This is a genomic window from Streptomyces albidicamelliae (assembly GCF_025642175.1).
Classification (GTDB): Bacteria; Actinomycetota; Actinomycetes; order Streptomycetales; family Streptomycetaceae; genus Streptomyces; species Streptomyces albidocamelliae.
Genome location: NZ_CP106795.1, coordinates 3,219,088 through 3,240,281, shown reverse-complemented (window position 1 = coordinate 3,240,281; position 21,194 = coordinate 3,219,088). Strand labels below are relative to the sequence as shown.

22 protein-coding genes, 1 tRNA gene and 1 pseudogene are annotated in these 21,194 nt (G+C 72.6%); 14 read left to right on the top strand and 10 right to left on the bottom strand.

What is annotated here, in order from left to right:
* Nucleotides 1-24: 24 nt before the first annotated feature.
* From murJ to N8I86_RS14910, 4 genes are all read right to left on the bottom strand, one after another.
* A complete protein-coding gene (gene murJ, locus N8I86_RS14925) occupies nt 25-1,773 on the bottom strand; it encodes a murein biosynthesis integral membrane protein MurJ (protein ID WP_079192756.1) in 1,749 nt (582 codons plus the stop codon).
* Nucleotides 1,770-3,131, bottom strand: coding sequence for an O-antigen ligase family protein (locus N8I86_RS14920; protein ID WP_263277979.1), 1,362 nt, complete (start codon nt 3,129-3,131; stop codon nt 1,770-1,772). The genes murJ and N8I86_RS14920 overlap by 4 nt, the downstream gene beginning before the upstream one ends.
* A gap of 3 nt (nt 3,132-3,134) precedes the next feature.
* A complete protein-coding gene (locus N8I86_RS14915; RefSeq protein ID WP_263277978.1) occupies nt 3,135-4,415 on the bottom strand; it encodes an exopolysaccharide biosynthesis polyprenyl glycosylphosphotransferase in 1,281 nt (426 codons plus the stop codon).
* A gap of 136 nt (nt 4,416-4,551) precedes the next feature.
* On the bottom strand, nt 4,552-5,739 hold the full coding sequence (locus N8I86_RS14910; protein ID WP_263277977.1) for a glycosyltransferase: 1,188 nt from the start codon (nt 5,737-5,739) through the stop codon (nt 4,552-4,554).
* Nucleotides 5,740-6,158: 419 nt separating this feature from the next.
* Here N8I86_RS14910 and N8I86_RS14905 point away from each other — a divergent pair, with 419 nt between their 5' ends.
* From N8I86_RS14905 to N8I86_RS14870, 8 genes are all read left to right on the top strand, one after another.
* Nucleotides 6,159-6,398 (top strand): chaplin, encoded by a 240-nt coding sequence (locus N8I86_RS14905; RefSeq protein ID WP_073900609.1) that lies wholly within the window; start codon nt 6,159-6,161, stop codon nt 6,396-6,398.
* Nucleotides 6,399-6,569: 171 nt separating this feature from the next.
* Complete coding sequence (locus tag N8I86_RS14900) at nt 6,570-7,475, top strand: hypothetical protein (RefSeq protein WP_263277976.1); 906 nt, start codon at nt 6,570-6,572, stop codon at nt 7,473-7,475.
* 194 nt (nt 7,476-7,669) lie between these two features.
* Nucleotides 7,670-7,954, top strand: a complete 285-nt coding sequence (locus N8I86_RS14895; protein ID WP_073900613.1) for a hypothetical protein — start codon at nt 7,670-7,672, stop codon at nt 7,952-7,954.
* 160 nt (nt 7,955-8,114) lie between these two features.
* Entirely contained in the window at nt 8,115-8,618 is a 504-nt protein-coding gene (locus N8I86_RS14890; protein WP_123437790.1) for a DUF5949 family protein, read from the top strand.
* Entirely contained in the window at nt 8,618-9,202 is a 585-nt protein-coding gene (locus N8I86_RS14885; protein ID WP_073900618.1) for a vitamin K epoxide reductase family protein, read from the top strand. The genes N8I86_RS14890 and N8I86_RS14885 overlap by 1 nt, the downstream gene beginning before the upstream one ends.
* A gap of 101 nt (nt 9,203-9,303) precedes the next feature.
* Nucleotides 9,304-9,819, top strand: coding sequence for a hypothetical protein (locus N8I86_RS14880; RefSeq protein ID WP_073900620.1), 516 nt, complete (start codon nt 9,304-9,306; stop codon nt 9,817-9,819).
* 317 nt (nt 9,820-10,136) lie between these two features.
* Entirely contained in the window at nt 10,137-10,640 is a 504-nt protein-coding gene (locus N8I86_RS14875; RefSeq protein ID WP_073900621.1) for a tyrosinase cofactor, read from the top strand.
* Nucleotides 10,624-11,490: a tyrosinase family protein gene (locus tag N8I86_RS14870; protein ID WP_073900623.1), complete on the top strand. Its 867-nt coding sequence runs from the start codon at nt 10,624-10,626 to the stop codon at nt 11,488-11,490. Before N8I86_RS14875 ends, N8I86_RS14870 begins: the two co-directional genes overlap by 17 nt.
* A 105-nt stretch (nt 11,491-11,595) precedes the next feature.
* Here N8I86_RS14870 and N8I86_RS14865 read toward each other — a convergent pair whose 3' ends face one another.
* Nucleotides 11,596-11,895 (bottom strand): chaplin, encoded by a 300-nt coding sequence (locus N8I86_RS14865; protein WP_073900624.1) that lies wholly within the window; start codon nt 11,893-11,895, stop codon nt 11,596-11,598.
* 206 nt (nt 11,896-12,101) lie between these two features.
* Here N8I86_RS14865 and N8I86_RS14860 point away from each other — a divergent pair, with 206 nt between their 5' ends.
* Nucleotides 12,102-12,653, top strand: coding sequence for a DUF2087 domain-containing protein (locus N8I86_RS14860; protein ID WP_263277975.1), 552 nt, complete (start codon nt 12,102-12,104; stop codon nt 12,651-12,653).
* A 7-nt stretch (nt 12,654-12,660) separates the two neighbouring features.
* Here the strand turns inward: N8I86_RS14860 and N8I86_RS14855 are convergent, their stop codons facing one another.
* Together N8I86_RS14855 and N8I86_RS14850 are read right to left on the bottom strand one after the other, a co-directional pair.
* Complete coding sequence (locus tag N8I86_RS14855; protein ID WP_263277974.1) at nt 12,661-13,620, bottom strand: D-2-hydroxyacid dehydrogenase family protein; 960 nt, start codon at nt 13,618-13,620, stop codon at nt 12,661-12,663.
* Nucleotides 13,621-13,788: 168 nt separating this feature from the next.
* A complete protein-coding gene (locus tag N8I86_RS14850) occupies nt 13,789-14,544 on the bottom strand; it encodes a GntR family transcriptional regulator (RefSeq protein WP_073900629.1) in 756 nt (251 codons plus the stop codon).
* A 211-nt stretch (nt 14,545-14,755) separates the two neighbouring features.
* Between N8I86_RS14850 and N8I86_RS14845 the strand changes: the two genes are divergently transcribed.
* The 3 genes from N8I86_RS14845 to N8I86_RS14835 are packed head-to-tail and all read left to right on the top strand — an operon-like array spanning nt 14,756 to nt 16,166.
* On the top strand, nt 14,756-15,418 hold the full coding sequence (locus N8I86_RS14845; RefSeq protein ID WP_263277973.1) for a hypothetical protein: 663 nt from the start codon (nt 14,756-14,758) through the stop codon (nt 15,416-15,418).
* A 17-nt stretch (nt 15,419-15,435) separates the two neighbouring features.
* Nucleotides 15,436-15,870 (top strand): hypothetical protein, encoded by a 435-nt coding sequence (locus N8I86_RS14840; RefSeq protein ID WP_143611440.1) that lies wholly within the window; start codon nt 15,436-15,438, stop codon nt 15,868-15,870.
* 59 nt (nt 15,871-15,929) lie between these two features.
* Nucleotides 15,930-16,166: a hypothetical protein gene (locus N8I86_RS14835; RefSeq protein WP_073900633.1), complete on the top strand. Its 237-nt coding sequence runs from the start codon at nt 15,930-15,932 to the stop codon at nt 16,164-16,166.
* A 424-nt stretch (nt 16,167-16,590) separates the two neighbouring features.
* Here N8I86_RS14835 and N8I86_RS14830 read toward each other — a convergent pair whose 3' ends face one another.
* Nucleotides 16,591-16,998: an NUDIX hydrolase gene (locus N8I86_RS14830; RefSeq protein ID WP_263277972.1), complete on the bottom strand. Its 408-nt coding sequence runs from the start codon at nt 16,996-16,998 to the stop codon at nt 16,591-16,593.
* 91 nt (nt 16,999-17,089) lie between these two features.
* Nucleotides 17,090-17,533 (bottom strand): annotated as a pseudogene (locus N8I86_RS14825) (NUDIX hydrolase).
* 362 nt (nt 17,534-17,895) lie between these two features.
* On the opposite strand from N8I86_RS14825, the gene N8I86_RS14820 reads away from it, so the two are divergent.
* Nucleotides 17,896-18,684: a tyrosine-type recombinase/integrase gene (locus N8I86_RS14820; RefSeq protein WP_263277971.1), complete on the top strand. Its 789-nt coding sequence runs from the start codon at nt 17,896-17,898 to the stop codon at nt 18,682-18,684.
* Between the two features lie 107 nt (nt 18,685-18,791).
* Here the strand turns inward: N8I86_RS14820 and N8I86_RS14815 are convergent.
* A tRNA-Arg gene (locus tag N8I86_RS14815) sits at nt 18,792-18,867 on the bottom strand.
* Nucleotides 18,868-19,188: 321 nt separating this feature from the next.
* Here N8I86_RS14815 and N8I86_RS14810 point away from each other — a divergent pair.
* Nucleotides 19,189-20,802: a dynamin family protein gene (locus N8I86_RS14810; RefSeq protein ID WP_263277970.1), complete on the top strand. Its 1,614-nt coding sequence runs from the start codon at nt 19,189-19,191 to the stop codon at nt 20,800-20,802.
* Nucleotides 20,803-21,194 lie beyond the last annotated feature (392 nt).

The following is a 21,194-nucleotide window of genomic DNA, read 5'->3' as shown; positions in this document are numbered from 1 at the left end:
GCCGGCCGGACGTTGACGGCGGGCTCAGCGGAAGAAGGCATGGGCGACCCTTCTGGTGCGGGTGCGTACGAGACGGAGTGCGGATGCGAAACCCCGGGCCCCCAGGGCGCAGCCCAGCAGGGCGAACACGACGGTGACGGTGGTGCCGCCGGCCACGAGACCGGCGAGCGGCGCCGCGGGCAGGCTCGCGACCCAGGCGCCGGCCCCGGTGGCGGCCGCGGCCGCCACCAGCGGCCGGCCGAGCCCGCCCAGCACCTGCCGGGTCCGCAGGGGCACACCGCGGCGGCCCGTGCCGGCCAGCAGCAGGACGGCGGTGACCGTGATGCCGGCGGCGTTGGCGGCGGCGATCCCGGTGACGCCCCCGGTGCCGACGGTCCGGTCACCGATCCAGAAGGTCACGGCCAGGCCCACGGCCATCGCACCGGCCGGATACCAGGTGGCGCGGCCCGCCGAGAAGTACGAGCGGATCAGGACCCCGGTCAGCGTCTGGCCGAGCAGCCCGAACGCGTACACGCGCATCACCGCGGCGGTCGCCGCGGTGTCCGCGGCCGTGAACGCGCCCCGCTGGAACAGCAGGCCGATCAGCTGCGGGGCGCAGGCGATCACCGCGGCGGTGCCCAGCAGCACCACGGCGGCGGCCACCGCCAGGTCCCGCTCCACCCGGGCCCGGGCCCGCTCGGTGTCGCCCTCCGCCAGCGCCCGCGCCACCACCGGGAAGGTGACCGTGCACAGCATCGTCGACAGCGTCATGGGGATCTGCGCGACCTTCTGCGCGTAGTTCAGATGCGAGATGGCACCGGCGGGCAGCCCGGAGGCGAGGAACCGCTCGATCAGCACCTGCGACTGCCGGCCCAGCGCGAACAGCAGCACGCTCGCCAGCAGCGGCACGTCCATCGGCCGCGCCTCGGCGGTCTCCCCGGGGCGCGCCCGGGCGGTCCGGCGGCGGCTCAACCGCCCCAGCAGCGAGGGCAGCTGCACCAGCACCATCAGGCAGCCGCCCGCCGCGACCCCGACCGCCGCCGACCGCACCCCCCAGCGGCCGCCGAGGGCGTACATCGCCGTGACGATCCCGATGTTGTAGGCGACGTAGATGGCGGCCGGCGCCAGGAAGCGGCGGTGCGCCCGCAGGGCCGCGCTGCAGTACCCGGCGAGACCGAAGGTCAGCACGCAGGTCGCGGTGAGCCGGGTGCAGTCCACGGCGAGACCCGCGTCGGGCAGGCCCGGCGCGAGGACCCCGACGAACTGCGGTGCCGCCAGCGCGAGCAGCGCGCCCACCGCCGCGAACGCCAGCGCCAGCCGGGGCAGCGTGCCCGCCACCAGTGACCGCACCGGGTCACCGGCGGCGCCCTGCGCGCGGCGGGCGAGGGCCAGGCTGAACGCCGGGATCAGCGCGAACGCCAGCCCGTCCTCGATCAGCAGCGTCGCCGCGAACTCCGGCACGGTCCAGGCGACCAGGAAGGCGTCGGTGCCCCGCCCGGCACCGAACAGCCGGGCCAGCGACTGGTCCCGCACCAGCCCGAGCAGCGCCGCCGCGACCGTGAGGGAGGCCGTGAGCAGGGTGGCCCTGGCGAGGAAACGGCCGGTGGGCGGGGTGTGTTCGGGGGCGTCGGCCGGCTCCGCGGCACGGGCCTTCGGCACGGTGGGGCCGCCGGTGCCCGCCGTGGCCCGCGGCAGGCGTACGGCGTCCGTCGCCGGTCCGTGCGGGGCGCCGGACGCGCGCGCCCCGCCGGTCTCGGGGCCCGGCGGCCGTCCGGGCCCGCGGGAGGCGCTCACCTCAGTGCCGCCTGCCCGGCCGGCGCCCGCCGCCCGCCCGGTACGGCGGTGCCCGGCCCGGTGCCGACGCGGTCGCCGCCCACCAGGGCCCACCAGGCGACCAGACCGAAGCACACCGCCGTCAGCACGGTGGAGGGGCCGCCGATGTCGGCGTACGCGAAGTCCACCAGCTGCCAGACCAGCAGTCCGCAGGCGATCAGCGGGCACTCCAGACCCGCCCCGCCGGCCGCGCGCACCCGCCACAGTCCGCGCAGGGCGCACACCAGCAGGGCCAGCCAGCCGCCCGCGAGGCAGAGCAGCCCGATCAGCCCCTGTTCGCCGAGGACCAGCAGGTACATGTTGTGCGGGGAGAGCAGCGGCTGTCTGCGGAAGGCGGCACCCGCGCCCTCGGTGTCGCTTCCGGAGGACAGCGCGAGCGAGGCGTGCCCGTCCCGGTACTCGGGGAAGCCCTTCAGCCCGACCCCGTTCAGCGGGTGCTCCCGCCACATGTCGACGGCCGCCGCCCACATCGTGTACCGGTCGGTGACCGACTGGTCGGGCGCGTCGGCGACCTGCCCGATGCTGTCGATCCGCTCCTGCAGCATCGCCGTACCCACGCCCAGCCCGCCCACCAGGACCACGCACGCGGCCACCACGACCGCGCCGACCCGCAGCGCCCGGCGCAGCCCGGACAGCGTCAGCTGCACGGTGAGCGTGACGGCGGTGGCGATCCACGCGCCCCGGCTGAAGGACAGGGCGAGGGGCAGGAGCAGGAGGAGGGCGCAGCCGGCGGCGAGTCCGCGCTCCCGGGCCGCCGAGCGGCCGAGCGCCAGGCCCACCGCGCACACCAGCCCGAAGGCCACCACCGTCGCCATGCCCATCACGTCGCTCGCCCCGAAGGTGCCGACCGCGCGGACGTCCTCGCCCTGGTAGGAGGCGCCGGTCCCGGTGAGGTACTGGTGCACGCCGATCCCGCCCTGCCAGCCCGCGAGGGCCACGAACGACCAGGCCAGCAGCCGGAGGTCGGAGCGGTCGCGGACGAGCAGCACGACGGCCGCCGGCACCAGCACGAAGATCTGGAGGTAGCGGCCGAGGCCGCTGATCCCGGCGCCCGGGGCGACCGCGTTCATCGCGGCGAGCGACAGGCCGGCCACCGGCAGCCCGAGGACCAGGGCCGCGGTGCGGCCGAGCGGGCGGCGGCGGTCGCGCAGCAGCCGTACCGCGCAGAAGCCGACGGCCAGCGCGGACAGGGCGTCGGCGGGACCCGCGCCGCCCTCGCCGCCGGGCGTGACCGGCAGCGCGAGAGCGGCGACGACGGCCACCACGGCCAGCACCGGGCGGAACCGCGGGGGCCGGCGGAGCGGCGGGGCGAGGGCCATGGGTCAGCTTCCCGTCGAGCGCACGAGCGCGGCCGCGGTGCGCAGCAGGATGCAGATGTCCTGCCACAGCGACCAGTTGTCGATGTAGGCGTTGTCGAAGCGGGCCCGGTCCTCGATGGAGGTGTCCCCGCGCAGCCCGTTGATCTGGGCGAGCCCGGTCATGCCGGCCGGCATGCGGTGCCGGGCCGCGTAACCGGCGTGCAGACCGCTGAACTGCACGACGAAGTACGGCCGTTCGGGGCGCGGCCCGACGAGGCTCATGTCGCCCCGGAACACGTTCCACAGCTGCAGCAGTTCGTCCAGCGAGGTGCGGCGCAGGAAACGGCAGAAGGGGCTCATCCGCCGCTCGCCGGCCACGCTCCACCGGGTGGCCGACTCCTGCTCGTCGACCGGACGGTGGGTGCGGAACTTCAGCAGCGTGAAGGGGCGCCCGTCCCTGCCGATGCGCTCCTGCCGGAAGACCACCCCGGGTCCGGCCGTGAGCCGCAGCACCACCGCGCACACCAGCAGCAGCGGAGCGGCCGGCACCAGCAGCACCCCGGACACCACCATGTCCAGCGCCCGCTTGGCGGCACTCGTCCGCCGCCGCGACCCCAGGTCCAGCCGGCGCACCGAGAACCCGGCGAGCTGGTCGCGCATCTCGTACGACGGGCAGTCCGCGTCCACCTCCCATACCGCGCAGCCCGATTCGGCCAGCGCCCGCAGCAGCGGCCCCTTCTCGGTCCGCACGGCGGGGTCGACGGTGAGCACGACCCGCACCCCGTTCTGGATGAGTGCCCGCTCGACCTCCTCACCGGTGGAGAGCAGGGGCAACCCGCTGCTTCCGTCCGGGTGTTCCGCGACGACACCGACGGGCCGCACACCGCAGCGCGGGTACCGCAGCAGCGCGGCGGCCACCCGCTGCGCGGTCGCGGCGGGCCCGATCACCAGCGCCGTGTGCGGGTGGCGCAGCTGCGCGACCCGGCGCCGCCAGTGCACCACCGCCCGGCCGGCGCAGGCAGCCGCCGCCTGCAGCGCCCAGCCCAGCAGCAGGGTCCGCGCGGACAGGGCGCGTCCGGGGGCGTGGGCGGCGATCAGTGCGGCCAGTCCGAGCCAGACCACCGCGGTCCGGCCGCACACCAGGGGCAGTTCGTCCAGCACACCGGGCTGCGGACGGGCGGAGCGCGGGCGCAGCACCAGCGCGCCGGCGAGCAGGGCGGCGGCGGACACCGGCCGGCCGGTGACCCCGTCCAGGGCGGCCGTGCCGGCCAGCGCGGCGAGCAGGTCGGCGGCGAGCAGGGGCACCGGGGACGCGGGCCGCGCGGGCCGGCGCCGCGGCGGGAACCGGAAGCCGCCGCCGGCCCGGGCCGGCCGGAGGGGAACGGACGCCGGTGCGCGGCCCCGGGACCGGGTGCCGGGGAGGAGACGGTGCTTTCCGTGGTCACGAGTGGATGGACTCCCTGCGCTCCGAGGGCACGGACACGGCCGGCGCGGCACCGTCCCGGCCGCGTACCTCCTGGGCGGCGCCGAGGAGTTCGCGGTAGAGGCCCGCGATCCGTTCCGCGGTGTGCCGCACGTCGTGCGTGGCGAGGACGTGCCGGCGCCCCTGCCCGCCGAGCGCCGCGCACAGCGGCGGGTCGGCCAGCAGACGGGTGATCGCCCCGGCCAGCGCCCCGGGGTCGTCGGGCGGCACCAGGCAGCGCGCGGCGAGGGCGGCTGGCAGGCTCTCGCGGGCGCCGTCGACGTCGGTGACCACGACCGGCCGGCCGCAGCCCATCGCCTCCAGCGGGGCGAGCGCCATGCCCTCCCAGCGCGAGGGCAGCACCACCAGATCGGCGGACCGGTACCAGGGCACGGCGTCGGCGACCGCGCCGGTGAACGTCACGGAGGGACGGGAGCGACGGCGTAACGCCTCGCGCTCCGGCCCGTCCCCGACCAGCACCAGCCGGGCCGCCGGATGCGCGGCCAGGACGTCGTCCCAGGCGCGCAGCAGTACGTCCTGGCCCTTCTGCCGGCACAGGCGGCCCACGCACACGACCAGGGGGCCGCCCGCCCCGGTGCCGTCCCCGCCCCTGGCCGGTGCCGGGGAGAAGCGGGCGGTGTCGATGCCGTTCGGGACGACCGTGTACGGGGCGCGCACCCCGGCGCGCAGTCCGGTCGCGCGCTCTGCCTCGCTGACGCACACCACCCGGTCGGCCCAGCGCGCTCCCCGGCGCTCCCAGCGCAGGGCGAGGGCGGCGGTGGGTCCGCCGACGGCCTCGAACGACCATGCGTGCGGCTGGAACACGGTCGGTACCCGCCCGCGGACGGCCAGCCGGCCGGCCAGGCCCGCCTTCGCGCTGTGCGCGTGCACCAGTTCGGGCCGTACCTCGTCGATCAGGCGTACGAGCCGCCGTACCTCTCCCGGCAGGCCCGGACCCGGGGACCGGGCGGCCCGCCAGTCCCGGACGTCCGCCCCCAGTTCGCGCAGTCCCGCGCCGAGTTCGCCGCCGGGGCAGGCCACCGTGACCCGCAGGCCCGCCGCGAGCTGGGCCCGCGCCAGATCCAGTACGACCCGGGCGACACCGCCGTCGACGGGCTGGGCGAGGTGCAGGACCCGTGCTCGGGGATCGGGTGCTGACTGGTGCATACGCGGGTTCCTCGCTCACGGGGGCGCTCGGGACGTGCGATCGGGGACGCGCCTCACTGCCGGACGGCCACCGGGACGCGGAGTGCGCCGGCCCACGCCGCGTCCCCGTGAAAACGAGCCGCAAGCCCGGCTGGTCACCACCCCGCCGCGAAGCGGCGCCGGGATCGAACACGACGGCGCACCGGCCGGGCGTGTCGGCGTGCGCCGGACGGCGGACGGGAGGGCGCGCGCACGCACCGGCGCTCCCGGGGGAGGAAGTGGGCAATTGTGAAGGAATCGCCCGGACTTCCTTCCGTAGGCGGGAGAGCGGCTCCCGGGCACATCACTCCATTGGCGGCACAACCCCCGGGGGTGCCACGCGTTGACACAGCGCCGGGTATCCGCCCGGATGTTGTGTCGATCCCAAGGAGCTCCTCTCCATGTCGCGTATCGCGAAGGGCCTGGTCCTGACCTCCGCCGCCGTCGCGGCCGTCGCCGGTGGTGCCGGTGTGGCCGCCGCCGACTCCGGTGCCCACGGCGCTGCTGCCAACTCGCCGGGCGTGCTGTCGGGCAACGCCGTTCAGGTTCCGGTCCACGTGCCGATCAACGTCTGCGGCAACACCGTCGACATCATCGCTCTGCTGAACCCGGCGTTCGGCAACGCCTGCTACAGCGACTGACGTCGGGGCGCCCCCCTTCGGCCGGCCGGTCACCCCGCGATCTCCTCGCGGGGCGGCCGGCCGGTTTTGTGCTCCCCCGGATGGGCCACCCTGCGCGTTCGCGCGGTTGCAGCGAGTGCCCGGTGAACGGACGGTGGGCTCAGGTCCCCCAGTTCACCGGAAGGAACACTCATGCGTGCTCTGCCGCCCCGGCGTCTCGCGTCCACTGTCCTCTGCGCCGCCGTCCTGGTCGGCATCACCGGCCCCGCCGTCGTCGCCGCCGACTCGTCCCGGGAACACGCGCGAGCCGCCTCGCCCGCGTTCGCCCCCGCGGCCGAGAAGCTGCTGGCCCAGGTCAGAGCCCTGGACCACACCGGTACCGTGCCCAGGCCGGTGATCGACCTGCTCGAGCAGTCGCTGGAGAAGGGCAAGCTGCCCGCCGCCGAGGCCCGGAGACTGGGCGACGCGGCGAAGAAGGCCCTCGCCGAGGCCGCGGCGCACCCAGCGTCCGCGGTCGCCCCCTCCGCGACGGCCACGCCCACCGCCTCCGCCGCGACGCCCACGGCACCGGCGGCCTCCACCGCACCGACGACTCCGGCCGAGCCCGCGGCCGCCACCCCGGCGGCTTCGACGCCCGCCGCCTCGACCCCGGCGGCCGCCGCGTCCACCCCCGCCGCCTCCACTCCGGCCTCCGCCCCCGCCTCCGCCTCGCCGAGCCAGTCCGTGGCGCCTGACGTGGCGGCCAGCCCCTCGCAGTCGGTGGCCGCGAAGAACCGCGACGACGCCAAGCCCGCGGCCCGCGACGCCGTGGACGACCTGCTCGCCGCACTGGACAAGGCGATCGACAACCTGGTCGACGCCATCACCGCCCAGCTCGACCAGGTGCTCGCCTCGGCCGACGGACTGGTCGACGGCCTCCTCGAACTGATCGACTCGGTCCTCGGGGGCGTCCCCTCCACACTGCCGTCGCCGCTCTCCGCCGCCGCGGCGGTGCCGGACGTGGCCGTACCGTCGCTGGCCCCGGCCGAGGCCGTACCGTCGCTGCCCGCCCTGCCGGCGACGAGCACCTCCGCGGCCCCGGAACTGCCGGCCGGCTGACGCCGTACCGCCCCGCGTCCCGGTCGTCGTGCCCTCCGGGTGTGCCGGCCGGGACGCCGAGGTGAGGCCGGGTGAGGGCTCCTCGGGGATCTCATATGTCTTGTGACCCGAGGGTTTCCGGCCCGGTCGCGACTCGTTAGGCACGGCGCCGGACATTCCCCGGGGTGACGTGAGTCGCCGATGAAAGGAGCACGATGAAGTCCCTGAAGGCCGCCGTCGTCGTCGCCGGTTCCGTGGCCCTCGCCGGCGCCGCCGCGCCCGCGTTCGCGTCCACCGCCCACGACCTGCCGCCCATGAGCCTCAACGGCGGGCTGGCCTCGATCGCCGAGCACCCGCCCACCGTCCAGGACCTGATGCCGCTCCAGCACCAGTCGGACGCGCTCGACACCGAGAACAAGGACTCCGTGCTGAGCACCGTCAAGGACGCGACGACCACGCTCAACAAGCCGGGCCTGCTCGGCGGTCTTCCCCTGAGCTGATCTCCGCACCCCGCACCACTGGGCCGGTACCGCAGCCGCGGCGCCGGCCCGCGCCGTGTCCGGGACGGCTTCCCTCGTTCGTGTGGAGCGCCCCGGGCCACTGCTCCGGACGGGTGAGAAGCCGTCAGGCGGCCCCACGGCCCGTCGGTATGGTCGCGCGGTGACCTCAGCGACAAGTGCAACCCGTCCCTTCCGCGCCGCCGACCTCGGCACGCTCGTCCTGCTCGCCTGGATGGCCAGGAACGAGGAGGGGGACGGCAGGACACCCTGTCTCCTCGCCTGCTCCCTGGGCGACGGCCCCGACGGCCCGGAGGCCGCGTCCGCCGCTGTGGAGCGGCTCCTCGGCGACGTCGGACTGACCGTCGGCGGCGAGCCCGTCGACGGCACCACGCGGCCGGGCCTCAAGGTCAGCATGCTCGTCGTGGCCGGGCAGATCGTCCTGCAGCTGCCGAACGTCAGCAGCCAGGTCACCCCGCCCGCCGAGTGGGTGCAGGCGGTCGAGAAGCTCGGTTACACCTACTTCATGTTCACCACCCGGATCTGCCCCTCCACCGGCCCCCGCCGGCCGGTCCAGGGACAGGAGCTGGCCGTGTTCGCGGGCTCCCCGGAGACCACCGACGCCGCCGCCCACGTCTTCCTGCCCGCCCGCGGCCTGCGCACCTGATGCAACGCCACGCGGGCGGCGGCCGTGCCTTCGCCCTGCTGATCGTGCTCACGGGGGCGGCGGGTCTGCTCGCCTCCTGGGTCATCACCCTCGACGAGTTCAAGCTGCTGGAGAACCCCGCCTTCGTGCCGGGGTGCAGCCTGAACCCGGTGGTGTCCTGCGGCAGCGTGATGAAGAGCGACCAGGCCTCGGTGTTCGGGTTCCCGAACCCCATGCTGGGTCTGGTGGCCTACGGCATCGTCGTCTGCGTCGGCGTGAGTCTGCTCGCCGGGGCCCGCTTCCCCCGCTGGTACTGGCTGCTCTTCGAGGCGGGCTGCCTGTTCGGGATCGGCTTCGTCACCTGGCTCCAGTTCGAGTCGCTGTACCGGATCGACGCGCTGTGCCTGTGGTGCTGCCTGGCCTGGATCGCGACGATCCTGCTCTTCTGGTACGTCACGTCCCTCTGCGTGCGCCACGGCCTCCTGCCCGCTCCCGCCTGGCTGAGGACGTTCTTCGCCGAGTTCACCTGGGTGCTCCCGGTGCTGCACATCGGGGTGATCGGCATGCTCGTGCTGACGCGCTGGTGGGACTTCTGGACGAGCTGACTATTACGGCACCCGGGGGAATTGTGCACTGGTGGCGTTTTCGGCTCGTTACGCGGTACGGACGCCGAACCTCCCGCATCCTGAAAGGGACCGTACCTGACATGAAGTCGACCACCCGAGGAACCCTTGCCGCCGTCGTCACGGGCATCGCTGCCACCGTGGGAGCCGCCGGTCCCGCGGCGGCGTCGGGCGCGGTCCCCGTCTCCGTGCCTCTGGGCGGCGTCTCCACGGCCCTCGACATGGAGGTGCCCCACCTCGGCGCGCAGGTGCCCCTGGTGAAGCCGGGCGCCCCCGAGGGACCCCGGTATGTCACGGGCCGGCTGCTCCCCGAGCGGACCCTGCCCCAGCTGCCGGTCAGCAGCGGCCTGCCCGGCGTGGACGCCAGGTCCCCGCTGCCCCACGTCCTCGGTGACGGCGGCTTCGACCACGTCGGCCTCGACGCGCCCGCCTCCGACCTGCGCGCACTCGCCCCCGGCCTGTCCGTGGACGCGCCCCTGACCGCACCCGACGCGGGGAACTTCGGTCTCCCGCGGCCCAAGCTGCCCCAGGCCGGCATCCTCACCCCGGTCCTCCAGAACGTCTCCGACGCGAACCTGCAGTCGGGGCCCGGCCTGTAGGAAGCACAGCGCCCTGGGCCCGTCGGGCCCGCCGCGGGCCCTGGCCCGGCCCGCCGAGCCGCGTCCGGCACGGGCGCACCGACGGCACCCCGGCCGCCGCATCGGCCGGGTGCCGGCTGTTCCGCCGGCCGTTCCCCGGGCCGTCTCCTGGTGTGCCCCGCCGCGGTCCCGGGGCTCGCTCCATCGGCCGTACCGCCGTGCGGTATTCGCCCGTTAGCCGTCGTCGTACCACCGGATGGCCCTCGGACGGTGACTCCGCACGGCCTTCAGCGGTTACCACTCCGGACAAGATCTGTAATCCGGACGAGGAGTACGCGATGGTCGTCGGTGCCGGTGGCGTGGCTGTGGGCACGGAACAACAGCAGGTGTCAGGGGGAGCGGGCAGACCGTCGCGGAGGGAGGTGACGCGGGGCCTGATCGCCTCGGCCGCGGCGCTCGCGCTGGCACCGGTCGTCGCCGCCTCCCGGCCCGTGCCCGTGAACGAGGAGCCCGACGGAGACTCCTTCGACGAGACCTACCGGGGCCGCCGCATCCAGGGCTTCCTCGTGCCGACCGGGGGGCGCAAGGCCACCGACGTCGAATGGCAGATCACCATCGACGGCCGCCCGCTGCACCTGATGCGCCGCGCCGACGGCAGCTGGCTGAGCATGGTCGACCACTACACGTCGTACGCGACGCCACTGGAGGCGACGCGCGCGGCCGTGGACCAGATCGGCCCCCGCCAGCGGCTGCGCGACCTGGCACCCGGCCCGGTCGGTGGGGAACAGCCGGGCGGCCACATGCACATGGCGATGGGGGGTCGGCATGGCGTACGTGCGTAAGAACGTCCGCAACCTCACCGCGACGGAGCGGCGGCGGTTCGTCGACGCCCTGCTGGCCCTGAAACGGCGCGGCGAGTACGACGAGTTCGTGCGCATGCACATCCAGTACTACACCGCCGACGGCGAGGACGGTCTGCGCACCGCCCACATGGCCCCCTCCTTCCTGCCCTGGCACCGCAGGTTCGTGCTGGACCTGGAGCGGGCGCTGCGGCGGATCGACTCCTCGGTGACGGTGCCGTACTGGGACTGGACCCGGGACCGCTCGACGACCTCCGTGCCCTGGACGAAGGACCTGCTCGGCGGCAACGGCCGGCGCTCCGACCGGCAGGTCATGACCGGTCCCTTCGCCTACGCCTCGGGTCACTGGACCATCAAGGAGGGCGTCACGGACGGCCGGTTCCTCGCCCGGGACCTGGGCCGCTCCGCCTCCCCCATCCAGTTGCCCACCGCGAAGGAGCTCCAGGGGGCGCTGGACGACCCGGTCTACGACGCCTGGCCCTGGAACTCGACGGTCCGCAAGGGCTTCCGCAACAAGCTGGAGGGCTGGGGGTCGGGTTCCGGCAGCGCGTCCTGGCACAACCACAACCGGGTGCACCGGTGGGTCGGCGGCGCGATGCTCGGCGGCGCCTCGGTCAACGACCCGGTGTTCTGGCTGCACCACGCCTTCCTGGACCTGCAGTGGTACCGCTGGCAGCGGGCCCACCGCAGCCACCGCTACCTGCCCGCCGAGCCGCCCGGCGCCCGTGACGACCAGCACGGACGGGTGGTGGCCCGGCACCAGAAGCTCCCGCCGTGGAACGACACCCCGGACCAGCTCGAGGACATGAGCGGGGTCTACCGCTACGCCTGAGACGCGAACGCGATCGTGATCGTGATCGCGAGCTGGAACGGGAAGAGGAACGGGAAGGGCCCCGGCGCTCGGAGTGCCGGGGCCCTTCCTTCGCGTACGGCCGGATCAGTTGCCGTAGCCGCCGTCGTGGCTGGGGCCGGGGTGGCCCGGGATGCTGCCGCCACCGCTGTGGTTGAGGCAGCTGTTGCCGAAGGCGGGGTTCAGCAGGCCGACGATGTCGACCGTGTTGCCGCAGAGGTTGACCGGGACGTGGACCGGAACCTGGACGGCATTGCCGGACAGCACGCCGGGCGAGCCGGCGGCCAGACCATGGGCACCCGCGTCGGCCAGAGCCAGCCCGGCCCCGCCGACCACCACGGCACCGGTGCCGAGGGCGACAACGGCTGACTTCGCGATGCGAGACATCACGTTCTCCTTTTGTTGCTCGGTAAGGCGCAGCGGCAGGCCAGCCACCGCACTCCCCGTTCAACGGCGGCACACGGACCTGGTCACGGTGATCGGCGGGGGATCACCCTTTTAACGGCAGCCACCCGGCGGCGGCCCGCGCACCCCACCTCGCGCCCGGCGATATTCGGGGGCGGCGGGCCCGGACGTTGACCTAGCCTCCGGCCATGGACACCGACAACCCTTCCGAGCCGGCCGAGCGGTCCCGGCGGCTGATCGGTCTGCTCGCCGAGGAGCGGCGGCTGCGGGCCTTCGCGGCCGTGGCGCTGGGCGCGGACAGCGCCGGCCGGGTCGCCGAGGCGGCCGGGCTCACGGCGAAGGACACGGCCCTCGCGCTGCTCAGGCTGCGCGAGCAGGGCGCCGTGACGGACCGCCCGGACGGCGGACTCACCGTCTCCTACGGCCTGTTGCGCGAGCTGGCCCGCACCGAGCGGTCCGCCCGGCCGTCCGGGGACGCCGTACTGGACACCTTCGTGCGCGGCGGCCGGCTCGTCCGGCTGCCCGCCCAGTGGACCCGCAAGAAGCAGGTGCTGCGGCACATCGCCGAGCAGAGCTTCGAGCCGGGCGTGGAGTACCCGGAGCGCGTGGTGAACGAGCGGCTGCGGAGCTGGTGCGAGGACGCCGACGACACCGACCATGTGACGCTCCGCCGCTACCTGGTGGACCTGGGCCATCTGCGCCGGAGCGACGGGGTCTACACGCGCGTGACGGCGGCCTGACGGACGCTCAGGGCAGTCGCCGTACCGGAGAGCCGGCCAGGTAGGCCTGGATGTCCTCCACCGCCTGGTCGTAGTACGTCGTGTAGTTGGCCCGCGACACATAGCCGAGGTGGGGCGTGGCGAGCAGGCGGGGCGCGGTGCGCATCGGGTGGCCGGCGGGCAGCGGCTCGACGTCGAAGACATCGACGCCGGCGCCCGCGATCCGGCCCTCGTGGAGCGCCGCGAGCAGGGCCTCCTGGTCGACGATGGCCGCGCGGGAGGTGTTGATCAGGTAGGCGGTCGGCTTCATCACCGCGAGTTCGGCGGCGCCGACGAGACCCCGGGTGCGGTCGCCGAGGGCCAGGTGCACGGAGACGAAGTCGCTCTCCGCGAGCAGTTCCTCCTTCGAGGCGGCCAGTTCGACACCTTCCTCCTTCGCGCGCTCCTCGGTCAGGTTCTGGCTCCACGCGCCGACCCGCATGCCGAAGGCGAGCCCGACGCGGGCCACCCGGCTGCCGATCCGGCCGAGCCCGAGCAGGCCGAGCCGGCTGCCGTGCAGGTCGGCGCCGACGGTGGACTGCCAGGGGCCGCCCGACCGCAGCGCGGTGCTCTCCTCGACGACGCCCCGCGCGAGACCCAGCAGCAGCGCCCAGGTCAGCTCGACCGGCGGGGTCCCCGAACTCGCCGTACCGCACACGGTGACGCCGTGCGCCCGTGCGGCGTCGTAGTCGATGACGCTGTTGCGCATGCCGGAGGCGACGAGCAGCTTCAGGCGGGGGAGGCGGGCGATCAGGGAGCCGGGGAAGGCGACGCGTTCGCGCAGGGTGACGACGATGTCGAAGCCGGCGAGGGCCTCGGCGAGGGCGTCCTCCCCGTCGAGGTGCTCGCGCAGCGCGACCACCTCGACCCGGTCCTCGATCACCGACCAGTCGGCCATACCGGTCGCCACGCCCTGGAAGTCGTCCAGCACCACACAACGCAGCCGCACCCGACCTCACCCCTCGCTCCCGACGGTCCCGGGGGCGACTGTAACGGCCGGGCGGGAGGGCGTGGCGTGGGGGGGATGACGGCACGGCAGGAGAGCTCCGACCGGGTGATCTTCAGCCCTGCGGACCCTATTCGGCATGCCAATCTGAAGCGTCCTAGGTGAGCCGAACTACCGGTTGAACGGAATCTCGTAGACGATCTCGCAGTGCGAGGCGGGCACCACGATGTCCGCTGTCTCGACGGGCCGCCCTTGATCGCTGTAGTACGTCCGCCGGATGTGCGTGACGAGCGCGGCCTTCTGGATGCCCAGGAGCGATGCTTCCTCGGCGGTCGCCTGTCTCGGCTCGGGCTGCTCCACGGCGTGGCTGACGGTGACACCGATCGCGGCCATGCGGTTCGCGACTCCCGCCCCGGCGTGAGGCCCTCCTTCCGGGAGGACAACGAGAGTGCCAGCGGTGAGGTCGTACGGCTCCCAACTCGTCGACAGCTGCACAGGCCTGCCGTCGGCCAGGAACTCGTACGTCGTCCGGACGCACAGGTCACCCTCAGCGATGCCGAGCCGCGCCGCGATGTCCGCCGGAGCCGGCACCTTGGCCTCGGTCCGGCTCTCCCAATCCCCTTGCCTGCCCACGGCCTTCATGTCCGCCCGGAACGGAGACTCGTCGGGCCGCTCCCGCGCGGACGAACGGACCACCCGAACCCGCTGTCGGGGCTCGGCGACGTACGTGCCCGAACCGGCGCGGCCCTCCAGTACGCCCTGGGAGATCAGCAGCTCCTGAGCCCGGCGGACCACGTTCTCGCCGACCCCGTACTCCTGGCCGATCTGGGCGCGGGACGGCAGACGGTCCCCGGGCTCCCACTCGTGCTCCGCAATCCTTCGCCGGAGTTCGTCGGCGATGCGGAGATAGGGCGGCTGCTCAGGCATGTGGAAAATCTAATCCACTATCTCTAATCTAGTTAACTAGCTGCAAAGGCTTACTAATTGACGGAAAAACAATTTGCTTCTAAACAAAAGGACTTGTGTTCCTGTTGGATGACTCGACATGCGCATATTGCAGAATGGTCCGATGATGGAACCGGGACCCCATCAATAGGGACAACCCCCAACTCGACATCCATAGAGCCAAGGAGGGATCATGACCAGAAGCGGACCGCTCTTCAGGAGCCAGACCGTGGAGTTCAGGCCCGACAGCGCAGTGGGGGAAGAAATCGCGAATCTCAGGGCATCCCACTCCGACGTGGGCCGCATCTTTGACGCAGTTCCGTCCGTTCTCGGCCTGACTTCCCTAGAAGCAGCCAACGAGACGGGTGCCTTCGGCGTCACGGTGCGAGCGGAACTCACCGAGGCGATGGTCCCGCACGACGCGCCGGCCGGATCGCAGCCAATCACGTCCTACCTCACGTCGTTGGCCCTCGTCGGGTGGCAAGCTGGGGATACGCACGTGGCAGCTGGCCTTGCTCGCATGATCGCCGAACCTGTCGAAGGCGGCGGCAACCGCACCATCGACCGCACCGTCCTCCTGGAGACCACCGACTACCGGCGCATAGTCGAGCGCACCGTGCAGGACGGTACCGTGGTCGTGGTGGACGGCTGGTGGGACGCTCTGCGCGACTGCCTCGTCAACCGATGTGCGGGTGAGTGCACGAACGCGGCCCTGGAGTGTCCGCCCGCGTCCTGGCCCGTCTACCTGGCCTGCCTCGCCGGCCGGTGTGGCGGGTGCCTTGCAGGGTGCGTGGGATGCGCAACCTGCGACTGCGGCTGGCTGTGCCGAGTGGCCTTCGGGTGCTGCCACCAGTAGCCGCGGAGGGCAGAGACATGGTCACCTGGCTGGAGATGCCGCTCCGCTCCTCCGGAGCGCAACCCTCTCTCCGAGCAAAGTACGACGTCGGCAATGCAGTGGTCATGCTGAGCGAGACAACGGCATACGTCGCGCTCGCAGACCCGAAAGCTGCAAACGAACTGCTGCAGCACCCCGACGTCCAACGCCTCACCGCCAACAACCTCAAGACGATCCAGCCCGGCGGACCGCTGAGCTGGGAGGCCTTGGAGCGGCAGGCCGAGGCGCTGAACCACCGTGGTGTTGGACGAGGTCCAGTGGGTTTGGGAGACCTTATCTCGTCACTCACCCGCAAAGCACGTATCCACGAATGCAGCGGCTGTGCCCGCCGCCGCCGAGGACTGAACCGAATCCCAGTCTGGGGCTGGTGGCGTTCCCAAAAACTCACGCCACAGCCTGACGGTAGTCCGTGAATCTGGCGCTTCCTTCCCAGAGAAGGAGGCGCCACCCCAGAACGCGAAGGAGGATTGTCATGACAGGCCAGCAAAAGCAAGAGGTGCCTGCTGACAAGGTGCTGTCCGTTGAGGAAGGGGCAGCTCTCAAGCAAGAAGTGCAGGGACTCGCGGAATCAAAGCGTTGGCGTTGGGCGGGAAACTACGCCTCCCCGGTGGATGCGGCGGAGGCCGCCAACCGACCGCCGGCCCAGACAGCGGGTGAGGTCATCTTCGCCGTGAACGGAAACCTCACCGCCACCTGGCTCTTCTTCTAGGAGACGGGGAGGGGGGCTACGGAACCAACGCGGCTCCTGCGCCTATGGGTTGAGACTCGAACACCTCCCCCACCGGCACGGGAGCCGTGTTGCGTTGCGCGCATCGATCCCGTCCCCCGATCACTGTCCGCGCTGAAAGAGCTCACTCACTCGGGACGCGAACCGCCCGGAAGCCGGTGCGCGGGTTCTACCGACCCCACCGGCCTCAGTGACGCTATCTGTGCCGTCGAGCAGAGCAAGCCACGACGGGCCGGCCTGTGACGATGGCGCCTGAGCCTCAGCTTGGGAAGCTGAGGTGATCTGGGCGTCAACCCGCGGCTGACCTGCTGCTGAGCGGAATCAGGTGTCTGGGGCGAGGCTGGCTGGTTCCCCAGCTGCGGTCACGGTGGTCGCTGTACTCCGCTGCTGTTCAGCGGTCACGGGATCAGGAAAGCCGCGCGGCCTCGCGCAGTGCGTCGAAGGCCATCGCGTCGACGGCCGAGACCCGGTCCCGATCGGCGTAGCGGAACCACGCCTTCTCGGCGATCTCCCTCGACGGGGTCAGCTCACCGCGGTGATCGGCGGTATAACAGATCATCCTGAAGGGACCGTGATCCGGATGGCCCTCGCCGATCTCGAAAGTGCCGAAGTGCACCATGGAACCAGGGTCGATCGTCGCCTGCAGTTCTTCGTCGATCTCCCGCACCAGGGTCTCTGCGTCGGACTCGCCCAGCTCACGATGACCGCCCGGGAAGTAGAAGCGATCTCTGCCGTGACTACGCGTCACCAATACCCGGTCGGCCCGAATCAGGACCCACGCCACCTTCTCCGGCACACCGTTGTCATTCACCATGGCTCGGACCGTATCGGAGGGCACCGTCTGCGTCAGTACCGTCCAGCCTCAGCCTCGCCTGTGGCAATTCCACATGAGGGAGCTGGACTTCTTATCCCGCTGGGATGAGCCGTGGTCCGTCGTGGCTCCGCACGTGCGGGCCGTTGCCATCCAAGGCATCCAAGGGACGAACCGCGAAGACCTCGGACATGCGCTCCGACACTTCGTCAGGCGCTGGCTACCTGAACGCGGTCGACTCGCTCGATTTGCGCTCAAAGCCGCCGGCAGGCTTGCACCTGAAGACGAGGGCCACGATGCCCCGGGTGGTGTTCTTGTAGACCCCGGTGAGTTCGTCCACCTCGATGTGGATGCCGGCCTCCTACAGGATCTCGCGCGCGACGCCGGCCTCAGGGGTCTCCATGAGTTCGAGGACGCGGCCGGGGAGTTCTCAAGCTCCGTTGTCCGCACGTCGGATCGCCAAGGGCCGCCCATCCTCGCGCACCACGACCCCGGCCACAGACACGGAGTGCAGTGGCGGTGACTGCTCCGAACCCATTCGGTCCACCGGCAAGGGTGAGGCGTTCGTCATCGCCACCGGGCTGCCGGTGTCTCATCGCTCCAAGTCGGCCGCCATGAGCTGGTACGCATTCGCTGTCGAGTACGTGGATGCCCGCTGGGCCCAACTCGGCGGGAACAGCCTGAAGAACGTCGCCAAGGCCCTGACGGCGACCACCGTGGCGCTGCTCCGGACGCAGCGAGGGAGGAGCGCTCCCGGAACAGCAACTGCTCGCGGGGCGCGCCCAGCCGGTTGAGCAGGTGCAGCAGGGCGTCCCGGGTGGACAGCGGCGCCTCCTGGACGGATAGCAGGAGGCGGCGGCGTGGTCCCGGAAGCGCAACCGACGGATCCTCAACGTCGTCATGAAGCACGCCGTCAGGCGGCGCATCCTCCGGGCCAACCCCCTGCCGAAGGGGAAGGAGACGACGGCCGTCACCAAGACCACCAACGCCGTGGACAAGCGGTCCTTGCTGAACCCCGAGCAGGCCGCAGCGATCCTCGACTGGATCCGGCGCCGGCCGCGCGGGGGCAAGAGGCTGCACGCGTTCTTCGCGACGCTGTACTACTGCGGTCCGCGGCCCGAAGAAGCCGTGGCCATGCGCGTGGAGGACGTGACGCTGCCGCACCCCGACGCCGAGGATCAGTGGTGCGAGCTGCTGTTCCACACGGCGACCCCAGAGGTCGGGAAGCAGTGGACCGACACGGGGGAGATCCATGAACAGCGCGATCTGAAAGGCCGTGCCGAGGGAGAGACGCGCACGGTGCCCGGGCACCCCGCTCTGACGCGCATCCTGCGGCAACACATCCTCGATGAGCAGCTCCAACCGGGTGATCTTCTCTTCCGAGGTGAGACCGGTGGCATCCTGGCCGGCTCTGTCATCCGCCGGGCCTGGCGCAGTGCCCGCCAGGCCGTGTTGCCGTCGCACGTCTTCGCGTCGCCGACCGGTCGGCGTGTGTACGACAACCGGAACACGCGGTTGACGAAGTGGCTCAACGACGGGATTCCGCCCGCTCAGGTGGCGGAATGGGCCGGGAACAGCGTCGCCGTGCTTCTGGCTACTTACGCGCGGTGCGTCGACGGTCAGCTGCCTGATCTGAAGCGGCGGCTGGAGGCTGCGGGGGATCTCCCGGAGGCGTCCGACGGAGGCTGATCCGCGCCGGTCGGCCCTGATCATCAAGGGAGGGTCCGGGGCTTCGGCGTGTCGCGCGTCACCCATTCTGAGCAGCAAAAACGCCCTCCCATGGGGAGGGCGGAGACTGGCGCCCCCGGCAGGACTCGAACCTGCGGCCAAGCGCTTAGAAGGCGCCTGCTCTATCCACTGAGCTACGGGGGCCGGTGGGGTGGCCTCGTACCCGGTGCCCCGGTGAGGGCTGATCCGTGACGTTGCCGGGGACAAGGATAGGGCTCCCGGTCCCTTGACCCTGCCGCTTCGCCTCCGTGACGCGATGTGGAGGTTCGGTGAAGCGGTCCTGATAATCGCAGGCAGGTACGAATCGTGCACCGCTTTTGGCGCGGGACGCCACCGGGTGTTGTGCACTCGTTATGCCTGGACTGTGCCCGTGTCCCGGTCATCCCTTGTGCCTGATCTGTCCCGTCGGCGCGCAGACATGTCTATATGCTTCAGAATTCCCCTAAAATTGGGCATTCTTCGCATGTGGTGACCTTGGACGTACGGCCTCAGCTGCTCGACACACTTTCCGCTCTGCGCGACCGTGTCGCCGCCGCACGCTTTCCGCTGCCCCTGGCCGGAGCCCCACGCGCGCGCGCCAACCGAGACGAGTTGCTCGCACAGCTCGACGACTACCTGCTACCCCGGCTCCGGGAGCCCGCGGCACCGCTCCTCGCGGTCGTCGGCGGCTCCACCGGCGCCGGCAAGTCGACGCTCGTCAACTCGCTCGTCGGATGCCGCGTGAGCGAGGCGGGCGTGCTGCGGCCGACGACCCGGACGCCGGTGCTCGTCTGCCATCCGGAGGATCATCACTGGTTCAGCGGCGTGCGCGTGCTGCCCGATCTCGCACGCGTGTGGGAGCCGCTCCGGGAGACCTCGGACGACCTCGTGGTGCCCGGCCAGGATCCCGGGCGCGGGCGGGTCCTGCGCATCGAGACCGCCGACAGCCTCCCGCCCGGCATCGCCCTCCTCGACGCACCGGACGTCGACTCCCTTCTCCCTGACAGCCGTAGGCTCGCCGCCGAGCTGATCTGCGCCGCCGACGTGTGGATCATGGTGACCACGGCCGCCCGCTACGCCGACGCCGTCCCCTGGCACCTGCTGCGCACCGCCAAGGAGTACGACGTCACCCTGATCACCGTGCTGGACCGGGTGCCGCACCAGGTGGTGTCGGAGGTCTCCCGGCAGTACGGTGCCCTGCTCACCAAGGCCGGTCTAGGGGACGTACCCCGGTTCACCGTGCCCGAGCTGCCCGAGTCCGCCTGGGGCGCGGGGCTGCTGCCCGGTACCGCCGTCGCGGCCCTGCGCACGTGGCTCGTCCACCACGCGCAGGACCCCACCGCCCGCCAGCAGGTCATGGCCCGGACGATCCACGGTGTCCTCGACTCGCTCAAGCCCCGCATGTCCGAGCTGGCCAGTGCCGCCGCCGCGCAGTACGCGGCCGCCCTGCGGCTCACCTCCGCGGTGGACGCCGCCTACGACAACGAGCAGGCACGCGTGCGTGGCCGTCTCCAGTCCGGCGCCGTGCTCGCCGGGGACGCCCTCAAGCGCTGGCGCGCCTTCCCACTGGACTGCACCGCCGGGGAACTCCTCGACGCCCTCGTGGAGAGCCTGGCCGCGCTGCTGCTGTGCTCCGTCACCGCCGCCGACGAGCGCGTCGACGAGGCCTGGCGTCGGGAGCCCGCCGCGAGCGCCCCGGGACTCACCGGCCGCGAGCCCTCCCTGGAGCGCGCCGAGCACCGTATCGGGCTCGCCGTACGGCGCTGGCGGCGCGAGCTGGAGGAGCACGCGGAGGAAGAAGTGCGCCATCTGGAACGTACGGCCGCGCCCGACGCGGAGGTCGTCGCCGCCGTGGTCGCCACCGCGCTGCTCGGCGGGCGCCGGGCCCGCAACGCCGGCGAGGGGCTGGCCGAGCGGCTCGGGGCGCACGGCGCCCTGCGCCTGCGCGACCGGGCCGGGCGGTTGCTCACGGAGCACGTGGACCGAGTCATGCACGCCGAACGCGAGCGGCGCCTCGCGCCGCTCGACGCCCTGGACGTCCGGGCGGAGCCGCAGGCCGAGCTCATCGCCGCGCTGTCCGTACTGCAGAAGGAGAGGTGACCGGTGACCGCCGTCACTGATCAGGACCACACGGAGCACACCGACCACATGGGGCGCATGGAGCACGGCGACGACAGGGGACCCATGCAGCGCGACGGTCACCCGGGCAACGGTCAGCCCGGCAGCGGCCACCCGGGGCCGGGCACGGTTCCGGCCGCCGGCACCGGGGGCGGACCCGGCGTGGGTTCGCAGGCCGGACCGGGAAGCGGCGCGGCGGCCGGCGAGGCGGGTGCCGGGCCGACGGGTTCGGGTGCGGGCGCCACTGAGGACGCCGGCTCGGACGGCAGGGGCGAGCAGCTCCTGCTGGACGCCGGCAAGGAGGCCACCGGCGAGGGCCCCTCGACGCGTGACCGCAACGGGGTTGCCGACGCTGCCCGTCCGTCGGGCGGCGG

Bases quoted from the DNA above. Each gene is read 5' to 3' on its own strand.
- N8I86_RS14900 (WP_263277976.1), top strand. From the start codon at position 6,570: ATGCGTGCTCTGCCGCCCCGGCGTCTCGCGTCCACTGTCCTCTGCGCC.
- N8I86_RS14875 (WP_073900621.1), top strand. From the start codon at position 10,137: ATGGTCGTCGGTGCCGGTGGCGTGGCTGTGGGCACGGAACAACAGCAG.
- N8I86_RS14910 (WP_263277977.1), bottom strand. From the start codon at position 5,739: ATGCACCAGTCAGCACCCGATCCCCGAGCACGGGTCCTGCACCTCGCC.
- N8I86_RS14830 (WP_263277972.1), bottom strand. From the start codon at position 16,998: ATGGTGAATGACAACGGTGTGCCGGAGAAGGTGGCGTGGGTCCTGATT.
- N8I86_RS14895 (WP_073900613.1), top strand. From the start codon at position 7,670: ATGAAGTCCCTGAAGGCCGCCGTCGTCGTCGCCGGTTCCGTGGCCCTC.
- N8I86_RS14840 (WP_143611440.1), top strand. From the start codon at position 15,436: ATGGTCACCTGGCTGGAGATGCCGCTCCGCTCCTCCGGAGCGCAACCC.
- N8I86_RS14920 (WP_263277979.1), bottom strand. From the start codon at position 3,131: ATGGCCCTCGCCCCGCCGCTCCGCCGGCCCCCGCGGTTCCGCCCGGTG.
- N8I86_RS14885 (WP_073900618.1), top strand. From the start codon at position 8,618: ATGCAACGCCACGCGGGCGGCGGCCGTGCCTTCGCCCTGCTGATCGTG.
- N8I86_RS14905 (WP_073900609.1), top strand. From the start codon at position 6,159: ATGTCGCGTATCGCGAAGGGCCTGGTCCTGACCTCCGCCGCCGTCGCG.
- N8I86_RS14845 (WP_263277973.1), top strand. From the start codon at position 14,756: ATGACCAGAAGCGGACCGCTCTTCAGGAGCCAGACCGTGGAGTTCAGG.
- N8I86_RS14860 (WP_263277975.1), top strand. From the start codon at position 12,102: ATGGACACCGACAACCCTTCCGAGCCGGCCGAGCGGTCCCGGCGGCTG.
- N8I86_RS14820 (WP_263277971.1), top strand. From the start codon at position 17,896: ATGAAGCACGCCGTCAGGCGGCGCATCCTCCGGGCCAACCCCCTGCCG.
- N8I86_RS14850 (WP_073900629.1), bottom strand. From the start codon at position 14,544: ATGCCTGAGCAGCCGCCCTATCTCCGCATCGCCGACGAACTCCGGCGA.
- N8I86_RS14835 (WP_073900633.1), top strand. From the start codon at position 15,930: ATGACAGGCCAGCAAAAGCAAGAGGTGCCTGCTGACAAGGTGCTGTCC.
- N8I86_RS14865 (WP_073900624.1), bottom strand. From the start codon at position 11,895: ATGTCTCGCATCGCGAAGTCAGCCGTTGTCGCCCTCGGCACCGGTGCC.
- N8I86_RS14880 (WP_073900620.1), top strand. From the start codon at position 9,304: ATGAAGTCGACCACCCGAGGAACCCTTGCCGCCGTCGTCACGGGCATC.
- N8I86_RS14870 (WP_073900623.1), top strand. From the start codon at position 10,624: ATGGCGTACGTGCGTAAGAACGTCCGCAACCTCACCGCGACGGAGCGG.